11 protein-coding genes are annotated in these 20,617 nt (G+C 52.1%); 4 read left to right on the top strand and 7 right to left on the bottom strand.

The annotated features are described in order from the left end of the window. Positions 1–39: 39 nt before the first annotated feature. From IPQ00_07730 to IPQ00_07710, 5 genes are all read right to left on the bottom strand, one after another. On the bottom strand, positions 40–456 hold the full coding sequence (locus IPQ00_07730; GenBank protein ID MBL0240447.1) for a hypothetical protein: 417 nt from the start codon (positions 454–456) through the stop codon (positions 40–42). Beyond that, entirely contained in the window at positions 423–1,355 is a 933-nt protein-coding gene (locus IPQ00_07725; GenBank protein ID MBL0240446.1) for a DUF21 domain-containing protein, read from the bottom strand. Before IPQ00_07725 ends, IPQ00_07730 begins: the two co-directional genes overlap by 34 nt. 63 nt (positions 1,356–1,418) lie before the next feature. Continuing rightward, positions 1,419–2,930 (bottom strand): glucose-6-phosphate dehydrogenase, encoded by a 1,512-nt coding sequence (gene zwf / locus IPQ00_07720; protein MBL0240445.1) that lies wholly within the window; start codon positions 2,928–2,930, stop codon positions 1,419–1,421. Between the two features lie 59 nt (positions 2,931–2,989). Beyond that, a complete protein-coding gene (locus IPQ00_07715) occupies positions 2,990–5,458 on the bottom strand; it encodes a serine/threonine protein kinase (protein MBL0240444.1) in 2,469 nt (822 codons plus the stop codon). Between the two features lie 15 nt (positions 5,459–5,473). Next, positions 5,474–6,031, bottom strand: a complete 558-nt coding sequence (locus IPQ00_07710; GenBank protein MBL0240443.1) for a sigma-70 family RNA polymerase sigma factor — start codon at positions 6,029–6,031, stop codon at positions 5,474–5,476. A gap of 292 nt (positions 6,032–6,323) precedes the next feature. Between IPQ00_07710 and IPQ00_07705 the strand changes: the two genes are divergently transcribed. Then, positions 6,324–15,998, top strand: a complete 9,675-nt coding sequence (locus tag IPQ00_07705) for a PD40 domain-containing protein (GenBank protein MBL0240442.1) — start codon at positions 6,324–6,326, stop codon at positions 15,996–15,998. Positions 15,999–16,060: 62 nt separating this feature from the next. Here the strand turns inward: IPQ00_07705 and ybeY are convergent, their stop codons facing one another. Then, complete coding sequence (gene ybeY / locus IPQ00_07700; GenBank protein MBL0240441.1) at positions 16,061–16,489, bottom strand: rRNA maturation RNase YbeY; 429 nt, start codon at positions 16,487–16,489, stop codon at positions 16,061–16,063. A 6-nt stretch (positions 16,490–16,495) separates the two neighbouring features. Further along, positions 16,496–17,455: a PhoH family protein gene (locus IPQ00_07695; protein ID MBL0240440.1), complete on the bottom strand. Its 960-nt coding sequence runs from the start codon at positions 17,453–17,455 to the stop codon at positions 16,496–16,498. A 341-nt stretch (positions 17,456–17,796) separates the two neighbouring features. Here IPQ00_07695 and IPQ00_07690 point away from each other — a divergent pair, with 341 nt between their 5' ends. The 3 genes from IPQ00_07690 (at position 17,797) to atpC (ending at position 20,604) form a co-directional block, all read left to right on the top strand. Then, on the top strand, positions 17,797–18,246 hold the full coding sequence (locus tag IPQ00_07690; GenBank protein ID MBL0240439.1) for a hypothetical protein: 450 nt from the start codon (positions 17,797–17,799) through the stop codon (positions 18,244–18,246). Between the two features lie 365 nt (positions 18,247–18,611). After that, positions 18,612–20,123 carry a F0F1 ATP synthase subunit beta gene (gene atpD, locus IPQ00_07685; GenBank protein MBL0240438.1) on the top strand — a complete coding sequence of 504 codons (1,512 nt, stop codon included), beginning with the start codon at positions 18,612–18,614 and terminating at the stop codon, positions 20,121–20,123. Between the two features lie 79 nt (positions 20,124–20,202). Then, positions 20,203–20,604: an ATP synthase F1 subunit epsilon gene (gene atpC / locus IPQ00_07680; GenBank protein ID MBL0240437.1), complete on the top strand. Its 402-nt coding sequence runs from the start codon at positions 20,203–20,205 to the stop codon at positions 20,602–20,604. Positions 20,605–20,617 lie beyond the last annotated feature (13 nt).

The following is a 20,617-nucleotide window of genomic DNA, read 5'->3' as shown; positions in this document are numbered from 1 at the left end:
AAGGCCGCGGCATATTCTGCACACGAGGCGATCGCCCCGTTACAGCGATTCGTCGGGCGAAACTGTTTCTGCGTCGCCCTCTCTGCGTAGCCGGAGGAGTTGAAGCCGCTTTTCGTCGGCTCTAATTATCTCTATATGCAATCCGCGTAGCCGAAGCTCGTCGCCTACCTTCGGGACGTATCCGGCTTCGCTGGTGACTAGGCCGGCGATGGTGTTGTAGTCTTCGTCCTCGAGTTCCAGATCAAAAAGTCGTTCGATCTTGTCGATCTCGGTCGAGCCGATCACGTCCCAATACTCACCGTCGCCCTCGATGATCTCGACAATCTCGTCCTGCTCGGTGTCTTCATCTTCGATCTCGCCGACGATTTCCTCAATGATGTCTTCGACAGTGATAAGTCCGGCGACGCCGCCGTATTCATCGATCACGACGGCGATCTGAATACGGTCGATCTGCATCTTTTGAGCAACTCCGCGGCTGGGATCGTTTCGGGCACAAAAAGCGGTTCACGCACAATGGTTTCGACCGGATCGGCCTCTTTGCCTTCGGCCCAAACCTGCATCAGATCGCGGACGTAGACCATCCCGACGATATTATCGATGGAGTCAGTATAGACCGGGATACGCGAATATTTCTCTTCGATGATCAGTTCGCGGGCGTCCTTTATCGTCGCACTCGAAGATAGCGCGCAGATCTCGGTTCGCGGGGTCATGATCTCGCCGGCACGCGTGTCAGAAAACTCGACCATCGTTTCGATCATTTCACGCTCACGGCCCTCGATAATTCCCTCAGCCTCACCGACCTCCATTAATGCGTGAAAGTCGTCGTCAGAGTCGTCTGATCTCTCGTCCGCATAATCCGGGGTGAAACTTTGTTCCAAGCGCTGTTCTTCCTTGCTTTGGCGTTTGGAAGCGAACGGGTTGGCGATCGCGGAGGCGACCGCATACAGCGGACGGACGGCGGGCAGTAGAAACAGAAGTTTGGCTTCGGTATTGGTGCGTACAAAAAGCCGCGGCAGTACCTGTCGTGCGAGTACGGTCGCGATCAGAGCGATCGAGAGTGCATATAGTCGCATCGACATCTCGTCTTGCGTAAAACGAACGATGACGAGTGTCAGAAGCACGGCGAAAGTGATCAGCAGTACCTGGATCGTCGACGACATCACAAATCTAAATCGCGGACGATTTTCGAGGATCTCGCGCAGAAAGGCCGCCGCACCAAGTTTCCGTTCGGCATCGGCGTCGGCTGCCAGTCGGCGCAGGCTAACGTCCGACATATTAGCAAATGCCATATCGATCGTTGCCAAGAACAATAGTCCGGCAAGAATGGCAACGGCGGCGATCAACTCCAATTCCATATCTAGATAAGTTAAAGCGGTATCCTCATACATTCGTTCAGTGACGAGTGGTATGACACATTCTTAGTCAACGAGGTTTTTCCAGGCTCGCCCGTCACGCTCGAGCAGCTTTTCTGATTCTGCCGGGCCCCACGTCCCGGACGCGTAATTCGGAAAGTCCCTCGCCGGCAGAGCATTCCACACGTCCAGTATCGGTGTGACTATACTCCAGCCGGCCTCGACCATATCGGCTCGCTGAAACAGTGTCGCATCTCCGATCATACAATCAAATAACAGACGCTCGTAACCCGTGGCAACCTGCTCACCAAAATAGTCTACGTAATTGAAATCCATATCCACCGCGCCCATACTGACGATCGGACCCGGCACCTTGGCGCCGAAATGCAGAGTGATGCCCTCATCCGGTTGGATGTGAATGACGATGCGGTTGGTCGTGAGCTTTTCGACTGAGGTGTCGCGAAAAAGGACGAACGGGGCTGCCTTGAATTGAATGACGATGCTCGAGTGCTTGGCGGGCATTCGCTTGCCGGTCCGCAGATAAAATGGAACTCCCGCCCAACGCCAATTGTCGATCGAAAGCTTTAGAGCGGCAAAGGTCTCGGTATTTGAGAATGGTGCGATCTTTTCCTCCGTGCGGTAAGCCGGAACGGCGGTGTCGTTGATCGTCCCATCACCGTATTGACCGCGAGCGGCGCAGTGCAAAACGTCAGACGGCGAAAACGGTTGGATGGCGTGGAGGATCTTCGCCTGCTCATCGCGCACGGCATTTGCCTCAAACGACACCGGCGGTTCCATCGCAGTCAGTGTCACAAGCTGAAAGATATGGTTCGGGATCATATCCCTCAAGGCGCCTGCCGAATCGTAATAACCGCCTCGCTGCTCGACACCAAGTGATTCGGCAACCGTGATCTGCACGTGGTCGATGAAATTGCGATTCCAGATCGGTTCAAAGATACTGTTGCCAAAGCGAAAGACCAAAATATTCTGCACGGTTTCTTTGCCCAGATAATGGTCGATGCGGTAGATCTGATCTTCTTTAATAGTTTTCAGCAGATCCGCGTTTAACTGCTTTGCCGAGTCGAGGTCGTGGCCGAACGGTTTTTCGTAGATAAATCGGCGCCAGTTGCCATTCTCTTCCTTGCCCAGCCCGTTGTTGACGATCTTGTGCGTGACATTGGCAAACAATGAGGGTGGCGTTGCCAGGTAGTAGAAAAAATTGTTCGGTATCTGGTGTTTGACCGTCACCTCGCCGATCAATTTCTTGATGTCGCCAAATAACTTTTTGTCATCGTCGAAATCACCGCCGGTATAATACGTGCGTTCAGCGAACCAATCTATGATCTTTTCATCCTTATCGTTCGGGATAAATTCGTGCAGATTTGCGATTATTTCCTTGCGAAATTCCTCAGTCGTCATTTCCTGACGCCCGACGCCGATGATCGCAAACGTGTGCGGCAGAAAATCGCCCTTGGCAAGATTGTAAAGTGCCGGGAAGAGCTTGCGTTTGGTAAGGTCTCCGGTCGCTCCGAATATTACCATCACGCACGGGTCGGCAATTTTTCGTGTATCTGTCATATATTTAATAAACTACAGTATGCAAGACGATGCTGAAAACATCAGTAATAAATTGCGTTCTATTTCGTCTTCGGCACCGTATTCTTTTTGGTTTGAGAAATTGAATCCAGCAAATTCTTTACCTGCACGGTGCGCGGACTTTGTTCGCCAACCGACGCTTTCAGGCTTTCATATGATTCAGAAAGTAACGTTTGAGCCTCTACAAAGCGCTTCTGGGCTGCGAGATTTTCGCCAAGGCATCCTTTGGCATCGGCAACTTCACCGGGAAAACCATTTTCGGCGACTTTTAGTCCCTCACGCAATAGCTCTTCGCCCTTTTGCGGCGTCCCGCCCCGCGATAGTGATAAACCCGTAAAAAGCAGCATTTCAACATAACTCGGGTTATTTTTAAGATTTAGTTTTCGGGCCATTTCGATCCCGATAGTGCCGTTCGTCGCTGCTTGATCGTAGGCACCTTTAAGAAAATATGCCCGACAAAGAAATACCTTCGAGTTGAATGTATTGAACGAATCGCCCTGCTTCTTTGCAAATGTAGCCTCAGCATCGAGCATCAAAGCGATTCCCTCATCGTAGTTGCCTCTGTTTGCCAGTAGATTACCGAGATTTATCTTGATAAAGGCGATCCGCAGTTCGTACCGAATGGGCAATTGCTCATAGATCGCCAGAGCCTGCCGAAACGTGGTCTCGGCACCATCCTTGTCTCCCGCAAACGCCTGAGCACGTCCGACTGAGATCATTACAAATGCCGAATCCTTATTATTTGCTCCAAATAGATCGTCATAGATCGAGATCGATTCTTGCAAAATGGGCTTTGACCGTTCATATTCAGCCTTTCTTACGTAGAATTCCCCCAATGCATTCAAACCGTAAGCCAACTCATTGCTGCCCTTAGGTGAAAGCCTTCGGTCGATCTCGGTGCCTTCGGTGAGAAGCTTTTCCGCCTCATCGAACTTACCGATGCCCATATTCACCGTTCCCAAATACATCATACAAGTAGATGTGGTTTTGTTTTCGGTTCCGTAGATATCTGTACTCAGATCTAACGCTTTACGGAGCACGGTGCCCGCCTTATCAAGCAGGCTGAGTTGAGTGTAGGTCTTTCCGATCGTTAACAAAGCTTGTGCTCTAAGTTCGGGTTGGTCCGCAAATTCCTCATCTATTCGGCCGGCGGAGTTATCGAGCATTTCGATCACCTTTGTGTCTTTCCCACTTTCTTCGGGTGAGGCGGACGAGAGGATCGTCTGGAGAAAATTGCTTAGTTGTTCCGATTTCTTCTGTTCGTGCAGAGCCTGATCCCGCTCCTTTGCAGCGACACGCGATTGCCAGAGAGTTGCTCCGAGGCCGACGAAGATGCTGATCAGGACCAAAGACGCGGTTGCAACCGCGATCTTATTGCGTTTGATAAATGTTCCGGTCCGGTAACTGAATGTGTTCGGCCGAGCAGACACCGGCAATCCGTTCAAATGCCTTTCGATATCTTCGGCCAATGCCTCGACCGAGTGATAGCGGCGTTCCGGTTCATTTCGAAGGGCGCACAGAATAATGTTGTCGAGATCGCCCTTTAATAATTGCGGATCGTGGCTTGCTGACATCGCAATCTTTGATGGAAGAGCGGGTGCCGTTCCTGCGACCGTCCGGATGATCTCGTCGAGCATTTTGCCTTCGAATCGAAACGGCCGCTCGCCGGTCAGCAATTCAAAAAGCAGAATGCCGAGGCTGTAAACGTCCGACGAGGTTGTGATCACATCGTCTTTCAATTGCTCGGGGCTAGCGTATGCCGGTGTCAGTGCACGAAATGCGGTTTGGGTTTGAGATGGGTCCGCCAAAAGCCGCTCGTCAGTCAGTTTTGCTAATCCAAAATCAAGCAATTTTGGTTCGCCGTCGGTACCGACGAGGATGTTGCCTGGCTTGATATCGCGATGGATAATCAGGTTTCGATGGGCGTAAGCGACTGCGGAACAGACCTTTATAAATAATCGAAGTTTCTGGTTTATCGAGAAATTGTGGCTCGTCGCAAATTCGTCGATCGGCACGCCTTCGATGTACTCCATCGCGATAAACGGTTCGCCGCTGTCGGCGACGCCGCCATCGAGCAGTCGTGCGATATTGGGATGGCTAAGTGACGCGAGTATCTGGCGTTCATTCTTAAATCGCTCGATTATGTGGTGCTCAGCGATCGATTGGCGGACTATCTTGAGCGCGACCTTTTGGTCAAATTCGCCGTCATTACGTCGTGCCAGGAATACAGCGCCCATACCACCGTGGCCGATTTCCCGCTCAATCGTGTAGTGGCCGAATTGCTGGTCGATCCGGACATCTTTGTTGCCGAATATCTCACTTACCTCGATCGCGGGATTTTCGATAAAATCCTCGCTCTCGAAATGTGATCTAAGCAGCGACTCGACCTCGGACCGCATATCGGTCTCACCATTGCAGCGTTCGGACAGAAACTCCGAGCGTTGCGACTCGTCGAGTTCGAGTGCGGCGATGAAAATATCCTTTACGTTTTGCCAGTCGATGTCGCTCATTACTTAGATAGATCGTCAACGGCTGATCTCGCGGAAGAGCCAAGCCTTTGCGACCGTCCATTCACGTTTGACAGTCGAGGGTGAGACTTGCAGGGCGTGTGCGGTCTCGTCGATCGTAAGGCCTCCGAAAAAGCGCAATTCGACTATCTTCTCCTGAACCGGGTCGATCGCCGCCAACGACTCAAGAGCATCGTCGAGCCTGACCAGATCCACTTCACGCTGACTCGAGAAACTTATCGCCTCGTCTAACGCAAGTGTCTGTCCGAAACCGCGTTTTTCCGCACGTCTTGCGCGAGCGTGATCGACCAGTATCCTTCGCATCACATTTGCCGCCACCGAAAAGAAATGAGCGCGGTTCTGCCAGGATACATTTTCCCAATCCACCAGCCGTATATATGCTTCGTGGACGAGAGCAGTTGCCTGTAGGGTGTGGCCCTCCCGCTCATTTTTGAGATAGCCCTGAGCTAGTTTGCGCAGTTCGCCGTAAACGAGCGGCAGCAACTCGTCGGGAGCCGAAGCATCACCCGCCCCGACTCTATTTAGCAAATTTGTTACCTCGAGCGAATCCGACATAGCCGTCAAATGACAAATATGTCACGGATTATACGTCCAATTGTCCTATTTTGAAAGTTTTTTGCGTGGATCGCCCAATCGGTAACCGCGATCTGCGACATACACTATTTCGTGCTTCTTAAATCCTCTAGCTTCAGCCGGTCATTAACATACATTTGAGTGATTTTCGCCGAATCTACGCGGTATCTAATAGCGTTTGAAACATTCTTCATTTTTTTTGAGCCGATTGTCACTGCTTTTACGCTTTGTAGGGCGAAATCAATTTTTTGCAATTTGTCAGGAGTGTTTAACTATGAAGATTTCTCTGAGTTCGAGATTCGGCCGCGTACTTCGGGTTACTGTACTTTTATCGATCGCCGCGACGGTTCTCTTCGGCTGGCAGACCGTTGCAAAATTACGAAATATTGAGATCACGGGTCCGGGTTTGCCATCAGCCGCTCCGACGCCGCGCAAGTCCGCAAAGAACCAAAAAAAGAAGCCGATCAAACGCAATAATTTATCGCCTCAGACGGCCGGCACCGGTGGCCTGTTGTTTGGACGTGGCTACGGCAGCTTCGGGCAGATAATACTGCGGAGTTTGGGTGAGCCGCAGAACGAAACTGTCTTGACGGACAGCAGCAGCGACAAAGACCCGGATTGGTCACGCGACGGGTCAAAGATCGTATTCACATCGGGCCGCGATCGTCCGGATAATCTGACGTATTTGCAAGAGATCTATCTGATGAACGCCGACGGTACCAATCAACGTCGAATGACCTTTTCCGCCGACAATGTGCTTAACCAAAAACCAAAATTCTCGCCTGACGGCACGAAGGTTGTTTTCGCCTCGAGAGAGCAAACTGGGGGGGGCAGCGGACGAATAAAGATATTGAATATCGGCGATCTGTCAGTTACTACCACCGCTATCCAATATCCGGAATACTTCTACGATTCTAGCGTCGACTGGTCGCGTGACGGTACCCATCTTATATTTTCGGATGGAACCGTAATCTACACCTCGGACACGGAGGGAGGGAATCAAACTCTCGTACTAAGCAATTCCCAGCAGATCGAATCGCCGTCCTATTCGCCAAATGGTCAGAAGATCGTCTATGCGTCGAACAACGATATATACACAGCCGATGCCAATGGTACGAACGCGACCGCAGTGAGTTCGACGGCTGTCGGGCTCGACGAGCAACCGGCGTGGTCACCGGACGGCACAAAGATCGTTTTTGTAACATATCGCGATAACGACTTCAAGATCTTTGTCGTCAATGCAGACGGGACAAATGAGACCGAACTGGCCTCAGACCCTGACAACTCCTTTACGAGTCCTTCGTGGCAGCCGACCTGTGCGAGTAATTCTCCAACTGAAGTGCCGAATCTGATCGCAAAATGGCGTGCCGAGGGAAACGCACTTGACTCGGTTGGCAATAATGACGGAAGCGAGTCGTATGACACTCACTATTCGCTGGGAAAGATCGGCCAGGCATTCGATTTTGACGGAACGGAGGACATCGTCGAAGTCCCTGACACAGATGACTCACTCGATCTGCAGACGGGCGATTTTACGCTCGCAGCTTGGGTAAATCTCCGAGCGACAAATCCTAATTTGAGCTATATCGCCGGAAAGGGAGCCCAAGGTGACTACGCGTCGTCGTACTACATCGGTGTTGATGAAAACGATCAGCCGTTCCTTGAGTTTTGGAACGAAGACGGTTCATCCGGACAAACGGGTCGTAGTCCGGATGCGATCACTCTCGATGAATGGCATCACATCGTGATGCGAAAGCAAGGTCAGGAATTCAAACTTTATGTTGACAATGTACTAAAAGATACTCAGACCACCACCTACACATTTGCCGGTAACACCGCTCCGTTTACGATCGGTAAAGGCGATGGGGCGACATCACCGGTTTTCTCGACCGATGGCCTTGTCGATGAAATTTATCTTTTCAACCGTGCGATCACCGACAGCGAAATTTCGAAGATCTATAACGACTCGGTTCCGGTCGGGTTGGTCTCGTCGTGGAAAGGCGAGAATAATGCCGAAGACTCGATCGGGGCGAATAACGGTGAGGCTATAGACGATCCGACCTATGCCCCCGGGCACGTCGGTCAGGCGTTTAATTTTGCGGCCAACGGTAGCTACATACGCGTCCCCGATAACAATTCGCTCGATGTCCAGACCGGCGATTACACTTTGACGGCATGGGTAAATCTGCATTCCTCGAACATTCATTTTATCGCGGGAAAATCCGAATGCGGAGGCACGGCGTCGCGTTGGCGACTCTCTGTCGATGATCTAAACAGGGTCACTGGAGACGTCGCGAATATCGATAACAGCCAATATCTCAACTTTGCAACGGCGCAGCCCATTTCGCTCAACATCTGGCACCATCTTGTCCTCAGAAGACAGGGAGCACAGCACACGATATGGGTTGACGGTGTGGTAGAGGATACCGAGAATTTCCCATACGAGATGGGTAACAACGACCTTCCGTTCTCTATCGGAAACCGCGACATTGGCTGCGGCGGCGATCTGACGGATGCAGCGATCGATGAGGTTAATCTTTACAACCGTGCCATTTCGGAGCAGGAGATAAGTGATCTCGCGAATGTAAATAATGACGAGCCTGCGTGTCAACCGCCTGCACCGCAGATCAAGTTGAAGATCCAATACCCAAATCCGATCGCGGCGGGCCGAACAACTCAAGTAACCTTGACTTTACCGGACGTCGCCCCTGCCGGCGATGCAACGATCGATCTATCGACGGTCGGCGAGGCCGGTGCGATCACCATTCCGACTACGGTCACGGTTCCCGAAGGTTCGGATCACGTTGATTTTACGATCGATACGGCGATAACGGATCTTCACAAGAGCGTCGATATTGTCGCAAGCTACCAAACTATTACCGGTCGGGCAACGGCATCGATCTATCCTGCGGTTGCGGACCTAACGGTCTTAAATCTCGCTGCTCCGGCAAATGCTGACGTAGGGCAGAATATCTCGCTCTCGTGGACAGTTCAGAACGTAGGGCAAGCCATTGCCAATAGTGAGTATTGGCTCGATACCGTGTATATTTCGCCGGACGATAACTATAGCGATAACAACAATACGGTCCTTACCTATGGCTATCACTACGCACCATTGGCTGTGAATGGAACCGAAAATATTACGGTCAACAACATTCAAATTCCCGGCTCTGCAATTCCGGCGGACGGAGATTATTACATCTTTGTCTTTACCAATAGCAACTTTGCGGTCAACGAGCGCGAACAGTATTACGTAAACAATTTCGTCAGTCGACCGATCCACGTCCTGAGACATCTACCGGAATATCAAGCCGAAACTATCATCCTCCCGACGACTGTGGAACCCGGTGTCGATTTCAACTTCGGTTGGACGACGCGAAATGTCGGCACCGCGCCGGGCGGATCGACGTCTTACGACCGAATGTATTTTTCGGTCGATGATGTTCGCGGCAATGATGATGACGTACTAATGGCTGTGGGGACGATACCGGCACTTGCGGTCGGTGACGCCCACACGACGTTCTATTCGATGCATTTTCCGACGCTTCCGGAGCGTCCGTCGTCCGATTCGTTCTTTTATCTGGAGGTCGATTATTTCGGCCAAATTTACGAGGGCACTCCGACCCAGATCGGCGAGACGAACAATCATATCGCTCAGCCTGTCCGATTCGAATATCGCGTCCCTGACCTTCAGGTGCAGTCGATCACACCGCCATTTGAGGCTGAAACCGATACGCCCTATCCGCTGCAATGGACGACGCAAAACACCGGAAATCGCGCGGCGGGAGCGTTCTACGAGCGAATCTATTTCTCAAAGGATATGGTGATAGGCGGCGATACGGAGATCGGATGGTTCTGGCTCGATCAAGGTGTCGCGGCGAACAGCTCCGTTGATCGCATTCAAAATGTCACGATCCCGACGGGTGCCATAACGGAAACGGGGGATTACTACGTCTATGTCAAAACTGACTCGGACGGAAACATTGACGAGGGAGCGAATGAAAATAACAACATCCGCTTTCAGCCGATCCACGTGCGTCGCTTTTTGCGTCCGGATCTGCAAGTCACAAATATAACTGCTCCGGCAACGGCATTCTTCGACCAGAATATTCAAGTTCAATGGACGGTGACAAACAACGGGCCCGGCGCGACCAACAGCAATCAGTGGTACGACAGCGTATATCTAAGCACGACAACAAACCCGGGTGGAGCTAGCATCTACGCGACAAATATCAACTACCTTAATGTCGGCGAGAGCTATATTGCTACCGCAAATTTTCACATTCCGCGAGGCTCTAGCGGGTCGTATTACGTCGTGGTAAAAACGGATAATAATAATCAGGTTAACGAGGAGAGTGAAGCAAACAACGTTTCTTCAAGTCCGATTACCATCGCCACTCCACCGGTTCCCGATCTGCGCGTTTCAAACGTGCAAGCCCCACCGTTCGCATTTGCGGGACAACCGATCGCCGTTAGTTGGACGGTGACAAACAGTGGTACTGGCAGCACTTTGCCGGGTGAAAATACATCTTACGACGGGATATACCTTTCCAGGGACACGGTGCTTGACGGCAGCGATCGTTTCATAGGATACAGGACGCATAATGGGGCGATCCCTCAAAATGGTTCGTATACGGCGAATGGATTTTCGGTGGATATGCCGGTTGACGCAATGGGTGCGTATTATGTTTTTGTTGTCGCCGACTATTCAAATCAGGTCTATGAATTTACGTCCGAAAGCAACAATAGCGACTACGATCGTATAACCGACGGTTCGCCGATGAACACCAGTGCCGCCCCGCCCGACCTTGTCATTCTCAATCCGTTTACTGCTCCGGCGACCGGCAATGCAGGCTCCGGTATCGCGGTGTCGTTCACGGTGAAGAATAATGGTGCATTTAATGCCGCCGGCAATGACGGATGGTATGAGGGGCTGTACTTATCGACGGACACTACGTTGAGCGCAAATGACCAGCTGATCGGATACTCTGCCCGACATGACTTTCTCGCGGCCGGAGGTCAGTACGCTGTTTCGTTTGGCGCGACGCTGCCATCGTGCCTTGACGGTACTTACTATCTGATCGCAAAAACCGATTTGAATAACCAGATATTTGAGTACGACCCGATTATTAACGCAGAGGGCAACAACGAGAGCGAAGCCCGGCAGATCCAGATAACCAATAACGCCATCGACCTCCAGGTGACGAGTGTTCAGACACCGCCCGTAGGAAATGCCGGACAGGCGATAAACGTGCAGTGGACGGTCAAGAATTTTGGCGGAGCGACAAACCAATCGTATTGGACCGATCGCGTTCTGATCTTTGCCGAGACCGGCCAGCCGCCGATCAATTTAGGTACTTTCGTCCACAGCGGAGCTCTGGCGCCCAATGCTACCTATACACAGAATCAAGTCGTCACTCTGCCGGGGTATCTGCAGGGCAACTATCAGATGTATGTCCAGACCGACGCGGACGGCTATGTGCCGGAATGTAGTCTGGAGGGCAATAACTATACGGCGAGTCCGTTATTTAATGTCCCAAATTCACTGCCGGATCTCCGCGTGTCAGCGATCGCACCGCAGGCATCGGCGGTCTTGGGAACTACGATAACCGTTGACTATACAGGTGTAAATAATGCCGCCGCTATGACACCGGCGACCTGGTCGGACGGTGCTTATCTGTCGACCAACAACATATGGGACGGCAATGACAAGCCGATCGGTGCATCACTCCGAACCGCTCCGGTCGGTGCGGGCGAGACGTATGCCGGTCAGATCACCGCTAATATCCCAAACCTTCTGCCGGGAAATTACTTTCTGATCGTCTATGCAGACGCTAGCGGCACAGTCACTGAGGGTTCGCCGCTGAGTCCGATGGAAAACAACAATTGGTTCGCGGTTCCGATCACGCTGACAGTGCCGGGCATAGATCTGCAAGCGACAAACGTATCAGTTCCGACGCCGGTTTACTCCGGCCTCCAGTCCAATATTTCGTGGACGGTCACAAATACGGGCACCGTTGAGACGCTTGTGTCGGAATGGACTGACTATGTCATTTTGTCCCGCGATGCGGCCTATGACCAGACGGACAATCTGCTCTGCTATAAACAGCACGTCGGTGCCCTGGCGGGCGGTGCCAGCTACAGCGAAACAATGCCGTGCAACATCCCGGCGGGATTGACCGGCGATTACAACATATTTGTGGTCACCGACCGCAACAATGTAGTGATCGAGGCGGACAATGCCAATAACATAAGCGCTCCGTTCCAGGTAAATCTGCAGTTTCCTCTACCTTCCGATCTGAATATCACAAACATCACAGTTCCGGGATCGGCGGCACCCGGCGAAGATGCGACGTTTACCTGGACCGTGCAAAACTCGGGCACAAATGCGTCGATGGGCACTTGGCTGGACACGGTATATCTGTCAACGGACACAACTTGGGACGTCGGTGACGCGATAGTAACTCAGCAACCGCACACCGGTCCGGTCGGCATCAGCGAGACGTACACAACCACGATCACGACGCCCGTGCCGCCGGTCGAGACGGGCACATACTACGTGATCGTGCGTACCGATGCCCGCAATAACGTGCGCGAATCAAACGAGATAAATAACCTCACAACGTCCGTGATGTCTGTAAATGTGGCTGTCCAAGAGCTGGCACTCGGCGTTCCTTTCAACACCACGCTGACCACCAATCGCGAACGCTTTTACAAATATAATACTCCCGCGGACGAGACCCTTCTCGTTACGCTGCTCGGTCAGGCAGGTTCGTCCAATGAGCTTTACACAAAATACGGAGCGATGGTCAATCGGGCAAATTATGAAGTGCAGGGAAATCGTCAGGGCGAGGCAGATCAGGAAAACGTCGTCGCCAACACAACCGCCGGCACTTACTATTCGATGATCCGCGGCGACTACGTGCCGGGATCCTTTGCAGGTCAGCTAAAACAGCCGGCGAAAGCGAGCGAAAAGCCGAGTTCCCCAACCGCCGAGAGTGTAATCGTAAAGGCAGAGATTCTTCCGTTCAGTGTCAGGAAAGTCGAGCCAGCCGAGGCGGGCAATCAGGGATACACGATCGTCTCGCTCGAAGGGGCAAAATTCCAGACGGGTGCGACCATCAAACTCGTCGGACCGACTGGTGTTGAGTCAGCGCCGATCTACAACTATTTCTACAGTCAGGCGAAGATCGCGGCCCTCTTCGATCTTAACGGAAAGGCGGCAGGAAATTACCAGGTTGTTGCCACGAATCCGAATGCCCAGACGGCTGCCTGGTCCGGCAATTTCCATATAAAAAATGGAGGCGGCGGACCGCAAACTAGAGCCGAGATCATTGGGCCGAGTGCGATAGGGCCAAACAGTCGCAACCGCTTTGTGGTTTCGGTCGCAAATGACGGAGGAAACGACGCGATCTCAGTGCCGGTAGTCATCCTGTTGTCAGGGCCATACGAATATCATTTGTCCACATCAAACTATTTACCGTCCGCAGATCCTGCCGACGATCCGCTACCCACGAACGCATTCCATGCCGACAGAGATGGAATTAGGGTAATTGCGCTTTTTGTGCCGGTAATACGAGGCAATTCAAAAGTCGATATCGGCATCGACGTGACCTTCCCATTCGGTGGAACGATAACGGCGAATGCCTTTAATCCTTTATTCAATACCGGTATGTACCCCGATGCTCCCGGACTCGCTTTAGCCCCGACCGCGGGCGGTCAACAAGTTGTAAATTGCTGGACGCATCTGGTGCTTAAAACGATCCTTACGATCCTCGGCGAGATCTTTCCGGAAGAATGTGCCCTAGAGATTGCACTTTCAATAACCGGGCTCGCTGAGGACGCACTTGGATATATTCGGACGGGGTCGTTTGACGGATATGAAGCCTTTTCATCCTTTATGACAAAGATCGCAAAATCGTCGGCGCATTGCCTGAAGGACGCGTTGAGGTATTTGCCGTGGTTAAAGGTGGCATCGATCCTCTACGATGTCTATCAAATCGCGAAACAAGGCATCGAATGTATTATTTTGACAATCGATTACGTCAAGACCACCTATGTCCCGCAGTCTTTCGACCCAAACGAAATTATAGGTCCGGCGGGCTTCGGGCCGGAGAAGTTTGTGGGCATCCAAAAACCATTGCTTTATCGGATCAACTTCGAAAATCTTTCCACCGCGACTGCCCCCGCGCAGCAGATACGAGTGTTGGATCAGTTGCCGCCGGGCTTTGACATCCGGACCGTGCGCCTGGTTGAGATCGGATTTAAGCAAACCCGGATCGAGGTGCCGCCGAATCAGGCATTTTATCAAGGCCGCGTACAGCTCGGGGCGGATCTAGATAACTTAAAGGCGGACATTTTCGCAGGGGTCGACATAACAAACGGTCGGGTTATCTGGTCGCTAACCGCGATCGACCCAGCAACGAATGAGCAGCCTATAAGTCCGTTACTTGGATTGCTGCCACCCAACAACGCTGAACACGACGGAGAGGGATACGTAACTTTCCTTATTCAGCCAGAGTCTGACAAACCGACGCGGACGGCCCTGGACGACAAGGCAACCATATTTTTTGACCAGAACGAACCGATAGACACCAATACGACATCGAACCTGCTCGATGCGGACATCCCGACGAGTCAGATGACCGCACTGGACAGCACGCAGTCATCTGCCTCGTTCAATTTGAACTGGAGTGGAAGCGACCTGTCCAATGGTGCCGGACTTAAGAGCTTTGACATTTTTGTATCGGAAAATGGGGGTGCCTATACACGACGGATCTCGGACACTCCGTTGAGCAGCACACTGTTTGCAGGGAAGTGGGGAAAATCGTATCGATTTTATTCGATCGCTGAGGATAACGCCGAAAATCGCGAACCGATCCCGGATGATCCTGATGCAACTACCACGGTACTTGGAGGAGCATTTGAGGGCGACGTCAGCCCCCGACCGAACGGCAACAATAATGGAACGGTTGACGGAGACGATACGGCACAATTGAGGCGCTTTATCGCCAAACTGGATACGGTGATGCAGTACAACGAATTTCAGCGAGCCGACACGGCACCGCTGGCTGTTGGCGGTGATGGCATCCTTTCAGTTGCTGACATAGTGCAGGCGAGGCGGTTTGAACTCTCGCTGGATACCACCGCTGAAGCGGCCGGGCCGAATGCCGCGGGTTCACTTGTAGAAAAGGCTAAATCATCTGATATTGCCAAAACCGGAAAGGCCATTGGCAAGGCCAAGAAGGCCGGTGAGGCGAATTTGTCTCCGCGCTCCGTAGAGCCGGTCTTTATCAGCCGTACCGGAAACAAGGTGAAATTGGGTTTGGTGATGGAGGCTCAGGGTGATGAGGCGGGCGTCGGACTTACGCTTAACTTTAACACCGCCCATCTCTCAAATCCGGCAAATATAACGCTCGGAAGCGTTGCAACGGGAGCCGATCTGACGGCCAATACAAGTGAAGCACCATCAGGACGCGTTGGCATAGTGCTTGACAAGGCTCCGGATCAGCCGTTTGCGGCCGGGCCAATGATGTTAGTAACGATCGAATTCGATGTTGCTCCCGGGGCTCCGGCATCAACCGATATAACATTTGGTGACACGCCGGTCGTTGACGAAGTCGTGAGCGGACTGGCTGACGTTCTGTCGACCTCATTCACCGATGCTTCCGTTCCGTTGCTCGGGCCGACTGCGGCCGGAGTCAGGATCGGCGGACATATCGAGAGTGCATCGGGTCAGCCTATTCGGAATGTCCGTATTTCGGTGACAGACACGTCGGGCTCGGCTCGCTACGCGTTGACAAATGCATTCGGGTATTTCGAGGTCGACGGCCTGGAAGCGGGCAATACGTACGTGGTCGCTCTCAAGCACAAAACGTTTGCATTCACGTCTCGTGTCGTGACTGTCAAAAGCGACATCACCGACCTTGATTTTACACCGGACCCGTAGGCATTGACGCATTTCAAACTATATCGAGGCCGTCCGTGTGGGCGGCCTCTTTTTATGGTTTCTTATTGGATCGCAAGCTGTACACGAAGCACGAGTTCGAGTTCGTTCATCTCGCCATCGTCAGTTTCGTGATCGTAGCCGCAAAGGTGGAGCAGGCCGTGAAGTATGAGCTGTTTGATCTCGCCCTCAAGCGTCAGGCCGTTTTCGGCTGCCTGTTTCTGTGCCTGTTCCACCGAAATGACAATATCGCCGAGATTGTCTTTGTCCGGATCGAATTCGTCCGGTTCGTGTGGAAATGAAAGGACGTCAGTGGTTGTAGCCTTGCTGCGAAACATCGCATTGAGCTGTTTCATTCGGCCATCCGAAATGAAAGCAACAGAAAATCGGCGGCCGTTTGCCTCTGAGACCTCTTCAGCAAGTAATTGCGTATACGAGCGGATGGCGGCGACATCGATTGTAATTTTTCGCTGAAGATTGACAACATCTATCATTTGAGATTATCGGATCGTCCCGTCATTTTCCGAGTGTTCTTCGTACGCCTTGACGATCATCTGCACCAGCTTATGCCGAACTACGTCTTTATCAGTAAAATAAACAAATTCGATGCCTTCGAGACCGGCTAGGATGGTCTCGGCCTCATTGATGCCGCTTTTTTGGCCGCGGGGCAGATCGATCTGGGTCCGATCGCCGGTGACGACGGCCTTTGAGCCGAATCCGATGCGGGTCAAAAACATCTTCATTTGTTCGCTGGTAGTATTTTGGGCTTCGTCAAGGATGATGAAAGCGTCCGACAACGTGCGACCGCGCATAAATGCGAGCGGCGCGATCTCGATGATGCGTTTCTCGAGCATCTTGGTCACCTTTTCGCCGTCCACTAGATCAAACAGAGCGTCGTAAAGAGGCCTCAGATACGGATCAACCTTTTCCTGGAGGTCGCCGGGCAAAAATCCGAGCCGTTCGCCGGCCTCGACCGCCGGACGCGTCAGAATAATTCGGCTGACCTGTTTCTTAAACAGTGCATCGACGGCCATCGCAACTGCGAGATAGCTCTTGCCGGTTCCGGCGACGCCGATTCCAAAAACGAGATCGTTCGCGGCGATCGCATCGAGATATTTGCGTTGATTCGCAGTCTTTGGTGCGACCTGTTTCTTGCCGGTCGGATTAAACCGCGATCTGAGGAAATGATCTTTCAGGCTGTACGCACGGTCCTCGGCGATCTGCTTAAAGGCGTCACGCAGTTCCTTATCAGTAAACGTGCTGCCCTCGTCAAATAGTTCCGTAAAATCACGCAATATCTGCTCGACCGTCTTAATATCACGTTCGTCGCCGTCGATCAGCAATTCGTTACCGCGGGCACCGATACTGACGTCGAGCAATGTCTCGAGATACTTGATGTTCTGATCCTGAACGCCGAATAGCGTATTTAGGCCCTGTGGTGGTAGTTCGAGCTTTTGCAAATAAAACCTCTTTTGTACGAAAAATGCTAAATACAAGTCTAACGCAAAGCAATGTTCGTAAAAAGCCCTCGACAGCGTATTCCGATCTGCACCAGGTGTCCGGGTAGCGTAGAGAACGCGAAAGGAAAAAAAGCTAGAACGAGTTCCAAATGCCCCATCCGAGTTTTTTCACTGCCGCTAGATCAAAATAATACTATGATTTTCGACAATTACTACCAAACTTGCGTCTAATACGATATGTTCGTGCTTCAAACTTTTTTGTTGGTCGGGGAAGGGCCGTAATAAAAGCAGTCGAGCGGCGGTCAACGGCAGTCCCGTCATAGACTGAGGAGAAAAAAACTATGAAGAAAAAAACTATGAAAAGACTAAATCTAACGATCATCGCAGCGATCATTGCAACATTCGTTATTGGAATGTTCGCGATTCAACCAACAAACGCCACGGCAAGCTCTAACGGAGTTGTGCCATCGGCAACGCCGAACCACATCGTAAAGACGAAGATCAAGCCAAAAGGACATCCGGGGTTTGTTTCTAAAATTGACCTCCCGACTGTGAAAGCGAAGAATACCAATACCAATACCAATACAGCTAGAAAACGAAACGGTCATGGGGGGAAATGGGAGGGGCCCGGCGACTATGATGGAAGTAAAAACCGAACTTCAAAGGTCGTGGATGCGACGGTCGTAAAACCGAAGTTGACGGTGAAGCGACGATCTGGCATTAAATTCGATGGGATAGAAGGCGAAAGTAGTAGTAGCAAAAGGAAACCGAGAAAAGTGAGAAGGCACTAAGATCGTTCTCGTTAACACCATGATCTCCGGCAGGAAACCGCACAAGTCGAAAAGAAAGACTTCGAATTTCAGTTGGGGAGAGACTAACACGGGTCAAACGTACGGGAAGCACAAAACGAAAAGGGCTCGTTCAAGCCACTAAGTCCGGCATAGCTCACCCATCGTGACCAACATTTGCCGAAGTTCACGGCGCTTGAATCTGGCAATACGGGATATCAGCGCCCCCCAACCCAACCTGACGCCAGGCCAGTGAGATCTAATTTTCTCGCTGGCCACTTTTGCACCCTGTTTCGCTGATATGATATTCTTACTCCTTTGTAAATCGAGCGTTTTCTTGTCCTACATAGAGGAGAATTTTATTCATAATGGCTAATGAAGGTAAGGTGCAGGTCGGGTCAGTTGTTCAGATCATCGGACCGGTCGTCGACGTAGAATTTTCAGACAATTATTTACCGCCTATCTACCAGGCGCTCCGGATCACCAGCGAGGGCTTTGACGGCGAAACTATCGACGTCGTTGCTGAGGTGCAGCAGCACCTTGGCGAGGGCCGCGTTCGTGCGGTGTCGATGTTGCCGACTGACGGTATGGTTCGCGGTATGAAGGTCATTGACCTCGGCGGGCCGATCCAGGTTCCGGTGGGCGGTGCGACGCTAGGCCGTGTGATGAATGTCATCGGCGACCCGGTGGATGAACTCGGGCCGGTGGACTCCGAAGTGCGATCGTCGATCCATCGTCACGCCCCGAGCTTTGACGAGCAATCCACACGTCTCGAAATGTTTGAAACGGGTATCAAGGTCATCGACCTTATCCAGCCCTTTCTGCGAGGCGGTAAGATCGGCTTGTTTGGCGGTGCCGGCGTGGGCAAGACGGTCTTGATCATGGAGTTGATCAATAACGTCGCTATCGGTTCGGACGGTTATTCGGTTTTTGCGGGCGTGGGCGAACGCACCCGCGAAGGCAACGATCTTCTCCGCGAAATGGTCGAGTCAAAGGTTATCCGCTACGGCGACAAGTTCAATGAGAACATGGAAAAGACCGGCGAATTTGACCTTTCACTGGTCGACAAGAGCCAGATCAAAGATTCTAAGGTGTCACTCGTTTACGGGCAGATGACCGAACCTCCCGGAGCACGTCTACGCGTTGCTCTGTCCGGTTTGACGGTTGCTGAGTACTTCCGCGATCAGGGTAACGACGTGCTGTTCTTCGTCGACAACATCTTCCGCTTTACACAGGCGGGATCAGAAGTGTCGGCACTCTTGGGCCGTATGCCGTCGGCCGTGGGATATCAGCCGACCCTCGCCACCGAAATGGGCGAGATGCAAGAACGCATCACATCGACCAAGACCGGAGCTATCACGTCGATCCAGGCCGTTTACGTGCCCGCCGACGATTACACAGATCCGGCGCCGGCGACGACATTTGCTCACCTCGACGCGGTTACTGCTCTGTCGCGTCAGATCGTGGAGCTTGGTATCTATCCGGCCGTCGATCCGCTCGCGTCGAACTCGCGTATTCTCGACCCGCAGATCGTCGGCGACGATCACTACGACACTGCCCAATCGGTCAAGAAGATCCTTCAGCGTTACAAGGACCTGCAGGACATCATCGCCATTCTCGGTTTGGACGAGCTTTCGGAGGACGACAAACAGACGGTTGCCCGTGCTCGTAAGATCCAGCGATTCTTCTCGCAGCCGTTCTTCGTCGGTGAACAGTTTACGGGCCTTAAGGGCGAGTACGTCAAGATCGACGACACCATCAAGGGCTTTAAGGAGATCCTTGAAGGCAAGTGCGACGATATGCCCGAGCAGTCGTTCTATATGGTGGGAACCATCGAGCAGGCACGCGAAAAGGCCAAGAAGATGGCAGCGTCCGCCTAACTCGATCACGGAATAGTGATAGTGGAAATTGGAGAACGAAGTATCTCCAATTTCCACTATCGGTAGAAAATCATCACTTATGTTGAAGCTTGAGATAGTTACACCTGAACGAAAGGTATTTGACGCCGAAGTCGATTCGGTCACCGTGCCGACCGCGACCGGCGATGCCGGGATCCTGCCCAATCACGCTCCGCTCGTGTCGGCTCTAAAGCCCGGCGTCGTATCATATACGGCCAAGGGCACTTCTGATAAATTTGCGATCTCAGGCGGATTCGTAGAGGTAAGTTCGGACCGGGTTTCGGTTTTGGCTGACAATGCCGAGGGTGCTGATGAGATCGACGTAGTCGCTACCAAAGCGGAACGCGATGCCGCCGAGAAAGCCTTAGCTGCTGCCTCACAATCACCGGTTGAAGAAACCGCCCCTCTGCGTGAACGCCTCGAATTGGCACAATTCAAGTTGCAGGTGGCGTCAGGCAAATAGATAAATTTCACTA

It is taken from the genome of Chloracidobacterium sp. (assembly GCA_016720705.1).
Lineage (GTDB): Bacteria > Acidobacteriota > Blastocatellia > Pyrinomonadales > Pyrinomonadaceae > OLB17.
The sequence above is the reverse complement of the archived record's forward strand: the minus strand, read 5'-3'. Positions and strand labels throughout refer to the sequence as shown.

Excerpts from the sequence above, each read along its gene's own strand:
- IPQ00_07730 (MBL0240447.1), bottom strand. The coding sequence starts at position 456 with ATGCAGATCGACCGTATTCAGATCGCCGTCGTGATCGATGAATACGGC.
- IPQ00_07725 (MBL0240446.1), bottom strand. The coding sequence starts at position 1,355 with ATGGAATTGGAGTTGATCGCCGCCGTTGCCATTCTTGCCGGACTATTG.
- zwf (MBL0240445.1), bottom strand. The coding sequence starts at position 2,930 with ATGACAGATACACGAAAAATTGCCGACCCGTGCGTGATGGTAATATTC.
- IPQ00_07715 (MBL0240444.1), bottom strand. The coding sequence starts at position 5,458 with ATGAGCGACATCGACTGGCAAAACGTAAAGGATATTTTCATCGCCGCA.
- IPQ00_07710 (MBL0240443.1), bottom strand. The coding sequence starts at position 6,031 with ATGTCGGATTCGCTCGAGGTAACAAATTTGCTAAATAGAGTCGGGGCG.
- IPQ00_07705 (MBL0240442.1), top strand. The coding sequence starts at position 6,324 with ATGAAGATTTCTCTGAGTTCGAGATTCGGCCGCGTACTTCGGGTTACT.
- ybeY (MBL0240441.1), bottom strand. The coding sequence starts at position 16,489 with ATGATAGATGTTGTCAATCTTCAGCGAAAAATTACAATCGATGTCGCC.
- IPQ00_07690 (MBL0240439.1), top strand. The coding sequence starts at position 17,797 with ATGAAGAAAAAAACTATGAAAAGACTAAATCTAACGATCATCGCAGCG.
- atpD (MBL0240438.1), top strand. The coding sequence starts at position 18,612 with ATGGCTAATGAAGGTAAGGTGCAGGTCGGGTCAGTTGTTCAGATCATC.
- atpC (MBL0240437.1), top strand. The coding sequence starts at position 20,203 with ATGTTGAAGCTTGAGATAGTTACACCTGAACGAAAGGTATTTGACGCC.